At 70.6% G+C, this 14715-nt stretch carries 11 protein-coding genes; all 11 read left to right on the top strand.

The window, feature by feature from the left end; all coding sequences use genetic code 11:
- Position 1: 1 nt before the first annotated feature.
- Positions 2-943, top strand: a complete 942-nt coding sequence (locus QOZ89_RS27105; RefSeq protein ID WP_071048160.1) for a carbohydrate ABC transporter permease — start codon at positions 2-4, stop codon at positions 941-943.
- Positions 930-1877, top strand: a complete 948-nt coding sequence (locus QOZ89_RS27110) for a carbohydrate ABC transporter permease (RefSeq protein ID WP_241841644.1) — start codon at positions 930-932, stop codon at positions 1875-1877. The genes QOZ89_RS27105 and QOZ89_RS27110 overlap by 14 nt, the downstream gene beginning before the upstream one ends.
- Before the next feature lie 36 nt (positions 1878-1913).
- Positions 1914-3305 (top strand): ABC transporter ATP-binding protein, encoded by a 1392-nt coding sequence (locus QOZ89_RS27115; RefSeq protein ID WP_241841645.1) that lies wholly within the window; start codon positions 1914-1916, stop codon positions 3303-3305.
- 481 nt (positions 3306-3786) lie between these two features.
- Entirely contained in the window at positions 3787-5472 is a 1686-nt protein-coding gene (locus QOZ89_RS27120) for an AMP-binding protein (RefSeq protein WP_071048161.1), read from the top strand.
- Between the two features lie 236 nt (positions 5473-5708).
- Positions 5709-6272, top strand: coding sequence for a PaaI family thioesterase (locus tag QOZ89_RS27125; RefSeq protein WP_071048163.1), 564 nt, complete (start codon positions 5709-5711; stop codon positions 6270-6272).
- Positions 6256-6519, top strand: a complete 264-nt coding sequence (locus QOZ89_RS27130) for an acyl carrier protein (RefSeq protein WP_071048164.1) — start codon at positions 6256-6258, stop codon at positions 6517-6519. The genes QOZ89_RS27125 and QOZ89_RS27130 overlap by 17 nt, the downstream gene beginning before the upstream one ends.
- The gene (locus QOZ89_RS27135; RefSeq protein ID WP_071048165.1) at positions 6516-7370 is read left to right on the top strand and encodes an SAM-dependent methyltransferase; all 855 of its coding nucleotides are present in this window, start codon (positions 6516-6518) and stop codon (positions 7368-7370) included. Before QOZ89_RS27130 ends, QOZ89_RS27135 begins: the two co-directional genes overlap by 4 nt.
- 56 nt (positions 7371-7426) lie before the next feature.
- Complete coding sequence (locus QOZ89_RS27140; protein WP_071048166.1) at positions 7427-8554, top strand: sulfotransferase family protein; 1128 nt, start codon at positions 7427-7429, stop codon at positions 8552-8554.
- 57 nt (positions 8555-8611) lie between these two features.
- Entirely contained in the window at positions 8612-9847 is a 1236-nt protein-coding gene (locus QOZ89_RS27145; protein WP_071048167.1) for an aminotransferase class I/II-fold pyridoxal phosphate-dependent enzyme, read from the top strand.
- Positions 9848-9937: 90 nt separating this feature from the next.
- Positions 9938-13477, top strand: a complete 3540-nt coding sequence (gene car, locus QOZ89_RS27150) for a carboxylic acid reductase (protein WP_312626144.1) — start codon at positions 9938-9940, stop codon at positions 13475-13477.
- Between the two features lie 456 nt (positions 13478-13933).
- On the top strand, positions 13934-14715 hold a 782-nt coding region (locus QOZ89_RS27155; protein ID WP_491723640.1), incomplete at its 3' end, for a cytochrome P450 family protein.

Consider the following 14715-nt stretch of genomic DNA (forward strand, 5'->3'; position numbering starts at 1 on the left):
GATGACCATCATTGAGGCACCCGCCTCACCGACCCTCCGGGGGCGCGCCGCCAGGCGTGCCCCCGGCACCGGTATCCGGACCCGGCTGGCACCCTGGGCCTACCAGGCGCCCGTCGTGCTCTCGCTCATCGTCTGGGTCTACGGGCCGCTCGTCTTCACGGCCGCGCTGAGTCTGCTCGACTGGAACCTGACCTCACCGTCGGGGTCCTTCGTCGGCCTGCGCAACTATCGCCGGTTGGTGGAGGAGCCGGAGTTCCCGGCGGCGCTTTCCCGCACGGCCCTTTACGTGCTCACGATGTTGCCCTTCGCCACCGTCGTGCCGATGGCCCTGGCGATCATGTTGTGGAAACGGCCGGGCCGAACCAGCGACGTCTACCGGTCGCTGCTGTTCCTGCCCGTCGTGCTCGCGCCGGTGGCTACGGCGCTGACCTGGCGGTTCATCCTCGACCCGCTCAGCGGAATCGTGAACACGGTCTTCGGCGAGATCGGCCTTCCGCAGCGTGACTGGCTCGGCGACCCGTCGACCGCGTTGTGGACGATCTCCCTGATCACGGCCGCCAGGTTCGTCGCGTTGAACATGCTGCTGTACGGGGCGGCACTGGCGGCACTGGACCGCCGCGCGTTCGACGCGGCGAGGGTCGACGGCGCGACCGAATGGGAGATCACCCGGCATCTCGTCGTCCCGCAGCTCGGCGGCACGACCGTCCTGCTCGGCTTCCTGTGCCTGGTGTTCGCGGGCCAGTGGACGTTCACCAACATCGCGGTACTGACACAGGGTGGCCCGGTGGGAGCCACCGACAACGTCTACTACCGGCTCTACACCTACGCGTTCACCTTCTTCGACGCCGGAACCGCCGCCGCCGCCGCGGTCACCATCGTCGTCCTGCTCACCGCCCTGTTCGGGGCATCGTCACTGTTGCGGAGGCGCCGTGCGCAGTCGTGACCCCGGGCTCGCCGCGCTGGCGGGGCCGGCAGGGCCGCCGGCCCCGCCGGCCGGTCGAGACTCCCCGCCCGACCCGCCCGACCGGACTGGCCTGCCTGGCCGGGGAGCGCGGAGCGGCTGGGCCGGTGGCGCGCGGGGCGCGGGGCGCCACGCGGTGCTCGCGCTGACCGCCGTCGGAGTGCTGTTCCCACTGCTGTGGGGGTTGTCCGGGTCGTTCAAGCCGGGCACCGACGTGTTCGACGCCAACCCGCTGCCGATCCCGGCGACGCTGGCGAACTACCGCTTCGCGCTCGAGGACTTCCCGATCGCCCGGCTGCTGCTGAACACCTTCATCACGGCGGCCGGGGTGACCCTGCTCCAGCTCGGCGCCGGGGTGCTGGCCGCCTGGTCGTTCGTCCGCTTCTCGCACCGTGGCCAGCGGGTGGTGCTCGCCATGGTCACCGTCGCGCTGGTGGTCCCACCGCAGGCGCTGATCATTCCACAGTTCCTGATGATCTCGCACCTGCACCTGCGGGACACCTTCGTCGGACTGGTCGTCCCCCAGCTGTCCACCTGCGCGCTCGCCGTGCTGCTGCTGCGCGAGCACATCCGCTCGATCCCGCCGACCCTGCTCGGCGCCGCCACCCTCGACGGCGCGACGCACGGCGAGACGTTGCGGCTCGTGGTGCTCCCGCTGCTGCGCCCGGCGCTCAGCGCGGTCGCGATCATCGTGTTCATCACCACCTGGAACGAGTACCTGTGGCCCGCGCTGGCCGCCCCCAGCCCTGAGCACACCACCATCCAGATGGGCCTGCGGCTGTTCAGCAACCAGGAGGGCCCCGACTACGGCCCCCTGCTGGCCGCGGCGATGCTCGCCACCCTCCCCGTCGTCGCCGTCTACCTGCTCGCCTCGCGGCGCATCACCGACGCCTTCTTGCAGTCCGGACTGCGCTGACATCCCGCCCGCGCTCACGGCAGGTTAAGGAATCCAATGACACCTGGGATGTTCCCGACCCGGCAGGCCGATCTGGCCCTGACCCCGCCGAGGGCCCTCGGCGACGGGCCGCGCGACGCGCCCTCGCCGGGCGCGGCGCCCCCGGACGCCGGGCCGGCGGACACGGAGGCGGAGACGGACGCCGTGGCGGAGACGGAGACGGACGCCGTGGCGGAGGCGTCGGCGTCGGCCGGCCTGGAGGCGTCTGGCGCCGCGGTCGACGACGCCGACGCCGACGTCGGGGGTGTGCTGTTGGACGGGGTCGTGAAGCGGTACGGGACGCAGACCGTGCTCGACGTTCCCCGGCTGCACATCCCGCACCGGTCGTTCACCGTGCTCGTCGGCCCGTCCGGCTGTGGGAAGTCCACCGGCCTTCGGGTCGTCTCGGGCCTGGAGACGCCGGACTCCGGCACCGTGATGATCAATGGACGGGACGTCACCACGACCCCACCCGGCGGCCGCGGCGTCTCGATGGTCTTCCAGGACTTCGCCCTCTACCCGCATCTCACGGTCGAGCAGAACATCGCCTTCAGCCTGCGGCTCGAGGCGAAGCACGACCGGCGCGGCGGCCCCAGCCGCGCCGAGATCGCCCGGCGGGTCACCGATGCCTGCGAGATGCTCGGCCTGCAGCCGCTGCGCCGCCGCCGCCCCGGGCAGCTCTCCGGCGGCGAACGCCAACGCGTCGGCGTCGCCCGCGCCATCGTCCGGCGCCCGGGCGTGCTCCTGCTCGACGAGCCGCTGTCCGCGCTCGACGCCCAGCTGCGCCAGCATGCCCGCGCCGAGCTCATCCGGCTGCACCGCGAACTCGGCAACACCGTCATCCTGGTCACCCACGACCAGCTCGAAGCTCTGTCCATGGGCACCCACCTGGTGGTCATGAAGGCCGGCCGGATCGTCCAGGCCGGCTCCCCAAGCGACGTCTACCGCCGCCCCGCGCACACCTTCGTCGCCACGTTCGTCGGCAGCCCGGCGATGAACCTGCACCATGTCGACGTCGTCTCCGATGCCCAGGGCAGCCGGCTGACCGCGGCCGGCATGTGGGCCACCGTGCCCACGGCTATCCCGCTGCCCCGGGTGAGGGTCGGATGGCGACCGGCCGACGGAACGCTCGAGCCCTTCGCGGCCGGCCGGCCGAGCGAGCCGGGTCTGAGCGTGGAGGGCACGGTGGACGTCATCGAGTTCACCGGCGACACGGCCGTCGTCCATGGCATCTCCCAGGGGGCCGCCGCCGGCCGGAGCGCTCACGATCTGCCTTGGACCGTCGTCATCCCGGCCCGGCAACCGGCTCCGGCTGTGGGAGAACGGGTCACGGTCCGCGTTCCCCACACCCACCTCCACCTGTTCGACCCCGACGACGGCCACCGGCTGGCCGAGGGGGCCGTGGGTTGAGCCCACGGCACCCTCCCGCCGGGCGACCAGCTGGTCGCCCGGCGGGAACCTCCATTGCCGCGTGCTCGCCGCCGTCGGCCACCGGCGCGCCGGAGCCTGTTCGTCCTCGTCACGCCGCCGCGGCCGCCGGCTGATCGTCTCCTCGCCGTGATAGGCCGATTTGTATCGGCTCCGCAAGCTTGACGGCGATCCAGGCCACGACCGAAGCTCGATTCAGGTTCACCGGTAGCAGTCAGCCTCGGACAGCATCGCCTCGCGGCAGTCGATCCCCGCGCGGATATTCGTGGCGCCGGCTCTTTATGCCGCGCGTCACGCCAGGAGCGATTCGCTCCCTCCTCCATCCGACCGACTATTCATCGCGTCGGCGGTATGAACAGTCCTCGAGCAATCCGCTCGCGCGATGAATCGCGAGCACCCCCGCCGAATACCCACCGACATTCGCCCACCGCGCGCCCGCCCTCGTGAGACAGGAGCGAAGAAGATGCTCGCCGGTAGTGTCGGTAACCTCACCGACGCCCTGGCGGCGGTCGTCGCCGCCGATCCCGAGTGCCCGCTGTCGTTTCCCTCCGAGGGCCGGGACATCTCGGTCCGTGAGCTGGCCACGGCGTCCGGTGCCGCGACCGTCGCGCTTGCCGGCCTCGGGGTCGAGGGCGGCGACCGGATCGGGGTGCTCAGCCGCAACAGCCCGGACTTCCTGATCGCGCTGTTCGCCGCCGTGGGGGTGGGCGCGGCCGCCTGTCCCCTGCCGCTGCCGACCTCGGCCCGCGACCTGTCCGGCTACGCCAGCCGGCTGACCGGAATCATCGCGGCGGCTGGCATCAGCCGGATCCTCGTGGACGACAGGCTCGGCGGGATGGCCAGCCGGCTGGCCGAGGTGCTCGCCCCGGTGGAGCTGATCCCGGTGGGCAGCCTCACCGCCGCCGTCGGCGCCGGCGGGCCGCCGCGGCCGCACCACGCCGAACCGGGCGAGCTCGCGGTCGTCCAGTTCACCTCGGGCAGCACCGCGGCGCCGAAAGGGGTGCGGCTGACGCATCGCAACATCCTCGCCGGGACGGCCGCGATCGCCGAGGGCCTCGACATCCGTCCAGGTGAGGACCACGGCGGCCTGTGGTTGCCGATGTTCCACGACATGGGCCTGTTCGGCACCCTGGCCGGCATGTTCGCCGGGATTCCGATGACGGCGTGGTCCCCCGGGGCCTTCGTGCGGGACCCGGCGCGCTGGCTGCGGGGGTTCGCCGCTCTCGGTGGAACGATGTCTCCGGCTCCGAGCTTCGGGTACGAGGCCCTCGTCGAGTCCGTCCCCAGCGAAGAGGTGAGCCAGCTCGACCTGAGCCGCTGGCGGGTCGCCCTCAACGGGGCCGAGCCGATCCGGATGGCGGGCATCGAGGGCTTCCTCGAGCACTTCGCGCCGGCGGGATTCACGCCGGCGGCGATGCTGCCGGTCTACGGGATGGCCGAGGCGACGCTCGCGGTCACCTTCCCGCCTCTCGGCCGGGCTCCGACGGCGCTCTGGGTCGACCGCGACCGGCTGGCCGCGGACGGCGTCGCGGTCGAGGTGCCGAGGGACGACCGACGGGCGCGCGGGCTGCCGGCGCTCGGCCAGCCGGTCCGCGGAGTGCGGATCCGGGTGGTCGACGAGCATGGGAACGAGGTCGCCGACCGCGCGATCGGTGACATCGAGATCGCCGGCGATCCGGTCACCTCGGGCTACCTCACCGCCCCGAGTGCGTCTCCGGCACCCGCACCCGACGTGGACGGCTGGCTCAGCACCGGCGACCTCGGCTTCCAGCACGCGGGAGAGCTGTACGTCACCGGCCGTCGCAAGGAAATGATCATTGTCCGCGGGGTGAACGTCTACCCGGAGGACGCCGAGAGCGTGATCCGCGATGCTCCCGGCCTGCACCGCGGACGCTGCGTCGCGTTCGCCGACGTAGCGGCCGATGGCGCCGAGTGCATCACCGTCGTGGGCGAGAGTGCGCTGGAGGACCCGGCCGACCGGGCACGGCTCGCCGCCGATCTGCGTGCCGCCGTCTCGGGCGCGCTCAGCCTGCCGGACGTCGCCGTCCGCCTCGTCGGTCCCGACGACCTGCCCCGCACCTCGAGTGGGAAGTTCCAGCGACTCGCCGCCCGGGAGCTCACACGGGAGGCCGCCCACCTGGATGCCTGACCACATCACCCGATCGCCGCCCCAAGGCAGCCACCGGAACCCGCTGCCTGGATCCGCCGAGTGAACCGTCACCTGACCGCCGCCCGACTCGTCGCGCCTCCGGCCCCGAGGCCCACGGGCGCGCCCTCCCGCCGCAGGTCCGATCGACAGGAGACATCCCGGATGCACGGCTTCGGCATCAGCTTCGGCGTCAGCTTCCACGCCACCTTCCGCCAGCGGCTCGCGGACGTACCCGCATGACGGTCGAGGACCCCATCGAGCTGCCCTGGCACGTCCTCGCGGACTACCGGTGCTTCGGTTGCTCGCCGCACAACCCGCACGGGATCCAGCTGCGGTTCACCCACCGGGGCGACGGCCTGCGGACGGTCTTCCGCCTGGGGCGGGCGTACGAGTCCTACCCCGGCGTGGTCCACGGGGGGCTGCTCGGGGTGATCGCCGACGAGATCATGGGCAACCTGATCGTCCTGCGGACCGGTCAGATCCCGTTCACGACGGGGATGCGGATGCGCTACGTCCTGCCCGTGACGGTCGGGGGCCGCTACGAGTGCGTCGCGCGGGTCCGGGACGGCGATGGCCAGCTCATCCACACCGAGGCCGAGATCCGCGAGGAGGACGGCCCCCTGGTCGCCACCGCCACCGCCAGCTACCGGACCGTCTCGCTCGACGCGGCCCGCGCGCGCATCTCACTGGACGCACCGGAGATCGCCCGACTGCGCCAGGCGCTGTCCGCCACCGGTCCCGCCGCCGAAACACCCACCAGAAGCGCTCTTCCGGAGGAGTCCCATGTCCGTGTCGACTGACGAACTCATCGACGAGATCACCGGGATCGTGGCACAGGAGCTCGGCCTCTCCCCGGAGGCGGTGTCGCCGGACGCCGACCTGCGCACGGTCGAGGGCGCCGACTCGGTGAAGGTGCTGCGGGTGATCGCCCGCGTCGAGCGCGCCCGCGACGTCGAGCTCGAGGACGAGGACGTCTTCGGCGCCTCGACGATCCGCGAGGTCGCCGAGGTCGTCCAGCGTGCTCTGACCGAGACGGCCGCGGCATGAGCGCCGTGACCAGCGCCATCCCCGAGACCGCGCAGACCAACCAGCACTATGACCTCGACCCGAGGATCTTCGGGCTGTTCCTGGACCCGATGCGCAAGTACTCCTCGGGTTACTACCGCGAGCCTGGCCTCACACTGGCCGAGGCCCAGGTCGCGAAGCTGCGTTTCGTGGCCGACCGCCTCGGCCTTCGCGAGGGCGACCGCCTGCTCGACGTGGGCTGCGGCTGGGGCGCGCTCATCCTGTTCATGGCCCAGGAGTACTCCGCGCGGGTCGTCGGGATCAGCCCGGCCGGCAACCAGCACGCCTACATCGCGAAGCGGGCCGGGGACCTCGGCGTGGCCAACCTGGTCAGCACCGTCCAGGGCCACTTCGAGCACGCCGCGCTGCCGGATGGCCCGTTCGACGCGGTGACGATGCTCGGTTCGATCGTGCACATGCCCGACCTCGTGCACGTGATGCGGCGCGCCCGGTCCCTGCTGCGCCGGGGCGGCCGGTACTACGTCTCGGAGAGCTGCTTTCGCAACGCGGCGGCCAGGGACGAGTTCGACCGCCGTGCTGGCACCGAGTTCGTCCGCGAGTCGATCTTCGGCTGGGGCGACATGCGCCCGCTGTCCGACCTCGTCCGCGCGGCCGAGGACGCCGGGTTCTCCGTCGTGAGCGTGGACGACCTGACCGACGACTACCGCCGCACGATCGACGGCTGGCTGCACAACGTCGACGCCAATGCCGCGGCCATCGAGCAGGTCTCACCGGGAATGGCCGCGACGCTGCGCCGCTACCTCGAGGTCGCCAACGCCGGCTGGGGCTACACGACCAAGCACTACGCCCTCGTCTGCCAGCGGTCCCGGTGAGACCTCCGCCGAACCTTCCCCGCTGATCCAGCGTCGACGGCTGCAGGAGAGTACCCATGGACACGATCGGAACGATCGACGAGCTACATACAGTGGCCGCCACTCTCACCGGACTTTCCGACTTCGGCCCCTCGGATTATCTGGAGGGACTCGAGGTGGTCCTGGCCTCCTACGAGAAGGAGGCCAGCCTGACTCCGGATGGCGTTCGGGCGATCCGGGACGAGCTGTGCGGAATCCTGGTCGCCCGCCTTCTCAGTGAGGCCGGCTGGCACAGGCACCCCGAACACGCCCAGGTCCCGATCGAGCGTCCGGTGTTCATCGTCGGCATGCCGCGCACCGGTACGACCACCCTGCACCGCCTGCTCACCGCCGACCCGGCGAATCAGGGCCTCGAACTGTGGCTGACCTACGCTCCCCAGCCCCGGCCGCCGCGCTCGACCTGGCCCGACAACCCGATCTTCGAACAGGTCCGGCAGGGCGTCGGCGCGTTCATGGAACAACATCCCGGCTACCTGGGCATTCACAACCGCACAGCTGACGGGGTCGAGGAGTGCTGGCTGTTGACCCGCCAGTCGATGCTCTCGGCGTACTTCGAGTTCACCGGCTACGTGCCCACGTATTCCGCATGGCTGGCGGGTCAGGACTGGACCGGGGCCTACCAGCGGCATCGGCGCAACCTCCAGCTGATCGGGCTGAACGACCAGGGGCGGCGCTGGGTGCTCAAGTCCTCCAGCCATATGCCCTGCCTGGACGCCCTGCTGGCGACCTACCCCGACGCCCTGGTGATCCAGACGCACCGCCGGCCGGCCAGCGCGGTGCTCGGATCGGCGTGCAGCATGGTAAGCCACCTCGCGGCAGGCAAGTCCTCCACCTTCCACGGCCAGGCGATCGGCCCCGTCCTGTTCGACATGGCCACGCGCGCCCTCGAGCGGTTCGCCGCGGACCGGGCCAAGCACGATCCCGCCACGTTCTACGACGTCGAGTTCGACGCGTTCATCGCCGACCCACTGGCGGTCGTCGCCGACATCTACCGTCACCTCGGTTGGGAGCTGGCCGACGAGGTCGGCCCCGCCATGTTGGCGGTGCTGGCCGAGGACGCCCGTCTGCGTTCTCATCGCTACGAGCTGGCCGACTTCGGCGTCAACGCCGCGGAGGTCGACTCCCGACTCGGCGCCCTGCTCTGACCGACGCGACACGGCACACCATCGCTTCCGAGCCGCACTCCTGGAAACGAGGAAATCGTGACCACCACGTCCACGAACCTGGCGCTGGACAACTGGGGCTTCTCCGAATGGATCGGCGCCACACGACGAAGCGGTGACTTCGTGGCGCCACCCGAGCTGGACGGCGTCAACGACGCGGTTGTCAGCATGAACGGCCGAAAAATGATCAACTTTGCCGGCATCGGCATCCTGGGATGGCAGCACGACCCGCAGGTGCGCCGGGTCTTCGCCGAGACGGCGGCGGCGTACGGGCTGGTCGTCGGCGGCTCCCGGATGGTTCAGGGCGTGTCCCGGCCGCATCTGGAGCTGGAGGCGCTGGTAGCCGAGATCACCGGCAAGGAGAAGGCACTCACATTCGCCACCGGGCTGCTGGCCAACGTCGGCTTCGTCAATGCGATGAGTACCGCGTTCTCGTTCGACGACCGGCCCGGCGTCGACAACTCGGACGCGGTCCTCGTGCTCGACCGGCGCAGCCATTGGAGCATCTGGAAGGGCGCCGATCGATTCGAGCGGGGCCGCAACCTGTTCGCGTTCCGGCACAACGACACCGCCCATCTCCGGGAGGTGCTGGAGCAGCTCCGCGGCCGGCGGATCATCGTCGGTTTCGAGACCGTGTACTCCGCGGACGGCTCGATCGCCCCGATCGGCGAGATCCTGGACCTGTGCGACGAGTTCGGCGCGGTCAGCTTCGCCGACGACGCCAACGGCTTCATGGTCTACGGCAACGGTGGCCCCCGGTTCGCCGCCGAGTACGAGGCGCTCCGGCGGGTGACCTTCCTGATGGTGTCGTTCGGCAAGTCCGTCGGGCTGGGCGGGGGCGCCCTCGCCGGACCGGCCGACGCCCTCGACGCGTTCCACTACATGTCGGGCACGTCGCTGTTCACCACCAACATCCAGCCGCCGACGGCCGGCGCCATCGTCCATGTGCTGCGCCGGATGAGGCAGGACCCGTCGGTGATGGAACGCTACCTCGACCGGGTCGACCAGCTCCGCGCGCGACTGCTCGGGATCGGCTGTCTCATCAACCCGACACCGACCTATGTCACCTCGATCCTGGTGGGCGTCAGAGACCTCGCGCTTCGCGTCCGAGCGGACTTCCTCGACCGCGGGTACCTGGTGCCGATGTTCGGCTACCCGGCGGTGAAGAAGGACGGGGCCGTGATCCGGCTGATGATGAACGATCGGCTGTCCGACGAGGACGTGGACGGATTTGTCGACACCCTCGCCGAGCTCAAGCGGAAGCACGGATTCTGAGCCAGCTCCGCTCCGGTCGTTCCCCGACGTCCTGAACGACAGACGGATGGGGTCAGCCCGTCCGCGCGGTCACGATTCACGGAGGTGGCGATGGCGACGGACTCACAGTCCGGGTCCGGGAGCCGGGTTCTCGACGAGCGGTCGAAACACCGGGCCGCCGAGCTCTACGCGACGGACCAGCAGATTCGGGACGCCAGACCGCTCGAGGCGGTCACCGCCGCGATACGGGAGCCGGGGATGTCACTCGGGCGGATCGTGGCGACCGTCATGGAGGGCTACGCCGACCGACCCGCGCTGGGGGAACGCGCGACGGAGCTGGCTACCGACTCCACGACCGGCCGAACCACGCTTCGCCTGCTGCCGAGGTTCGACACGATCAGCTACCGCGAGCTGTGGTCGCGGGCGGGCGCGCTCGCCGCTGAATGGCACCACCATCCGCGGGTCCCGCTGCACGCGGGCGAACTCGTCTGCGTGCTCGGTTTCACCGGTACCGACTACGCCACGATCGAAATGGCCTGTGTCCGGTTCGGCGCCGTGTCGGTGCCCCTGCAGTCCAGCACGCCCGTCGGCCTCCTGAAGTCGATCCTCATGGAGACCGAGCCGCGCATTCTCACGACCAGCGTGGAACTGCTGCCGACCGCCGTCGAATGCGCCCTGGCCAGCAGGTCGCTGCGCCGCCTGGTGGTCTTCGGCTACCAGAGCGAGGTGGACGAGCATCGTCGGCGGTTCGAGGCCGCGCACCGGCGCCTGGCCGAGTCCGGCAGCCCGGTCGTGCTGGACTCGCTGACCGACCTGCTCCTGCACGGAACGGCCCTGCCGTCGGCGCCCTCCTTCGAGGACGGCCCGGATGACACCCGGCTGGCCTCGCTCCTCTACACGTCCGGCAGCACCGGGACGCCCAAGGGGGCCATGTACACCGACCGCCTGGTCGCGATGGCGTGGCGCGGCGGATTCTGGCCCCGGTCGGAAGACCTGCCGATCATCTCCTTCAACTGCATGCCCATGAGCCATGTGTCGGCGCGCGGCACACTGGTCGGCACGCTCGCCGCCGGCGGGATCAGCCAGTTCGCGGCGACGAGCGACCTTTCCACGCTGTTCGAGGACATGGCCCTGGTCCGGCCCACGGCGTTACGACTGGTGCCACGCATCTGCGACATGCTGTTTCAGCGATACCACGCCGAACTGGACCGGCGGGCAGCCGGCCCGGGCGACCGGGCCTCGATCGAAGCGGACGTGAGGAACGAGCTGCGCGAGCAGTGCCTCGGCGGGCGCCTGGTCTGGATCGGTACCGGGTCCGCTCCGCTGTCCGCCGGGATGGCCACATTCATCGAGTCGTGCGTGGATCTTCCGGTGCACGACGGCTACGGCTCGACGGAAACCGGCCGACTGCTGGTGGACGGGAAGGTGTCCCGGCCGCCGGTGATCGACTACAAGCTCGTCGACGTACCCGAACTGGGCTACCTCCGCACTGACTCGCCGCATCCACGCGGCGAGCTGCTGGTCAAGACGGGCGCCATCATCCCTGGGTACTACAGGCGTCCCGAGATCACCACGGAGATCTTCGACGACGGCTACTACAAGACCGGCGACATCATGGCCGAGATCGGGCCGGACGAGCTGGTCTACATCGACCGCCGCGCCAACGTGCTGAAGCTGTCCCAGGGCGAGTTCGTGGCCGTCTCCCGGCTGGAGGCCCTGTTCGTCAGCAGCCCTCTGGTTCAGCAGATCTTCGTCTACGGCAGCAGCGAGCGCGCCTACCTGCTCGCGGTGGTGGTGCCCACCCGCGAGGCCATCGAACGTGCCTGGGGGTCCACCGCGGACCTCAACGCGGCGGTCGGCGAATCACTGCGGCAGACCGCGAAGAACACGGGCCTGAGCCGTCACGAGATCCCCCGTGACGTGCTGATCGAGACCGAGCCGTTCAGCACCGAGAACGGCCTGCTCTCCGACGCTCGCAAGCTTCTGCGCCCGAATCTCGAGGGCCGGTACCGCGAGCGTCTGGAGCAGCGGTACGCGGAACTCGCCGCCTGGGAGGTCGACGAGCTGAGCGCACTGCGCCACGCCGGCCGCGGCCAGCCCGTGCTCGACGCGGTCCGGCGGGCCGCCGCGGCGCTGCTGGGTCGCGCGGGCGGTGAGGTGCACCCGGAGGCGCACTTCACCGATCTCGGCGGCGACTCCCTGTCCGCGCTGTCGTTCTCCAACCTGCTCGCGGAGATCTTCGGGATAGACGTTCCGGTGGGTGTCATCACCAGTCCCGCGAATGGCCTGCGGCGGGTGGCGGACCACCTGGAGAAGGCGCTGGTGTCCGGACCGACACGACCGACCTTCGCGACCGTGCACGGCACCGGCCGGACGCGGGCCAGGGCCACCGATCTCGCGCTGGACAGGTTCATCGACGCCGCGACGCTCGCCGAGGTCGGGGCACTGCCGCGACCGGCCGGAGAGGCCCGCGTCGTACTGCTGACGGGCGCGAACGGCTACCTCGGCCGCTTCCTGTGCCTGGAATGGCTGGAACGGCTGGCCCTGACGGGTGGCACGCTGATCTGCCTCGTCCGGGGCGCCACCGCCGACGCGGCGCGCAAGCGGCTCGCCGCTGTGTTCGACGCCGGCGACCCCGGCCTGCTCCGGCGCTTCCAGCGCCTGGCCGTGCCGCACCTCCAGGTCGTCGCGGGCGACGTCAGCGAACCCAGCCTGGGGCTGGACGAGCCGACCTGGCGCCACCTGGCCGAAACCGTCGACCTGGTCGTCCACTCCGCCGCGCTGGTCAACCACCTGCTGCCGTACGAGCAGTTGTTCGGTCCCAACGTCGTCGGCACGGCGGAGCTGATCCGGATGGCGCTCACCACACGAATCAAACGGTTCTCCTACGTGTCGACCGTGGGCGTGATCGCCGCCCAGTCGTCGGCCTCCGACGAGGAGACGGACATTCGTCTCTCCAGCCCGGTTCGCCAGCTCGACAGGAGCTACGCCGGCGGTTACGGGACGAGCAAATGGGCCGGCGAGATCCTGCTGCGGGAAGCGCACGACCTGTCCGGTCTGCCGGTGGCCGTCTTCAGGCCGGATCTCATCCTCGCGCACAGCCGGTACGCCGGCCAGGTGAACGTGCCCGACGTCTTCACCCGCCTGCTGATCAGCCTCGTCGCCACCGGCATCGCGCCGCGTTCCTTCTACCCCGGCACCGATGGCGGCCGGGCGCGCGCGCACTTCGGCGGGCTGCCGGTCGACTTCACCGCGGCAGCCGTCACCGCGCTCGGCGAGCGATCCGTGGCCGGGTACCAGACCTTCAACGTCCTCAGTCCGAACGACGGCTTCTCCCTCGACGTGCTCGCCGGCTGGCTGGTCGAGACCGGTTGCCCCGTGACGCGGATAGACGATTACGACGAGTGGTTCACACGCTTCGAGACCGCCCTTCGCGCGATACCGGAGAAGCAAAGGAGGCAGTCACTGCTCCCCCTTCTGTCCGCCTTCAGCCAGTCCGCCCGGGCCGTCAGCCGCGCCGGATTCCCCGCCGACCGGTTCCGCGCCGCCGTACATGCGGCCGAGATCGGCTCCGGAAGGGGTATTCCCGACATCTCGGCGTCATTGATCCGCAAGTACGTCACCGACCTGCGCGGGCTGGATCTGATCTGAGCCGCGGCCGAGCACCGACGTGCGGACGTGCGGACGTGGTTTCGCCTCAGCGCCCATGCCGAGTTGCCTGTCCGCGCCGAGAGACACCGAGGCGACTACGGCCGCGCGCGGTCCCGACGACGGCCCTGGCGCGGCGTGGCCAGCGCCTCCGGCCGGCGAAATAGTGGTCGCGCACGGCTGTGACGACGTCCGGAAAAGGAAACCAGACGACGTTGACCCGTGGACCGGATTTCGAGAACCTCACGTGGGAATAATTCTTTCCGACCGGATCTCCGGTGGTGCCGACGGTGCCGACGGCAGGTTCGATATCAGCCTCTTATCGCACGATGAAAGAGCACGACAATCCCTTGCCCCGCCCCGGCGGCGACCAGACGATAACGCCGCCGGACGGCGGTGCTTCTCGCAATGCGCACCCGAGGTAACAGCCCGGGTCGGCACCACGAAGGAGCGGGACCCATGACCTCAGCCCAGATCGAGAACGTCGTCCCCGACGCGGTCGACCTGTTCACCACCGCCCACCGCCTCGACCCCTACCCGGGCTACCGCCGGCTGCGCGAGGCCCCCAGCCTGACCGACATCCGCCTCGGCGACACCGAGGTGACGGTGCTGTCCAGGTTCGCCGACTGCGCCGCCGTGCTGCAGAGCGCCACCTGGGGGCACGGCAACGCCGACCGGCTCAGCCCGTTCTGGGACCAGGAAGCGAGCCTGCCGGGCTCGTTCATCCGGATGGACCCCCCGGACCACCGACGCCTGCGCGGCCTGGTCAACAAGGCCTTCAGCGCCCGGATGGTCGCCGACCTCACCCCCATGATCACCCGGCTGGTCGACACCCTCGTGGACCGGGCCGTCGAGGCCGGCGGGCTCGACGTGGTCCGGGACCTCTCCGCGCCGCTCGCACTCGCGATGGTGGGCCAGCGGCTGCTCGGCGTACCCGAACAGGACGCCGACCAGCTGCGAGCCTGGGAGCTGGCAATCGCCCGCGGCACCGACCCGGAACCGCTGCTGACCACCGAGGAGATCACCCGCCGCGACCAGGCCGGAGCAGGCGTCGTCGCATACCTGATGGACCTCATGGAGCGCCGCCGCGCCCACCCCGAGAACGACCTGCTCAGCCGGCTCGTCGCCGTCGAAGAAGCCGGGGACAAACTCAGCGCCGCCGAGGTCATCGGCATCTGCGTGCTGCTCCTCGTCGCCGGCATGGAGACCAGCATCAACCTCGTCGGCAACGGCATCCTCGC

This window comes from Pseudofrankia coriaricola, assembly GCF_032027725.1.
In the GTDB taxonomy this organism is placed as follows: domain Bacteria; phylum Actinomycetota; class Actinomycetes; order Frankiales; family Frankiaceae; genus Pseudofrankia.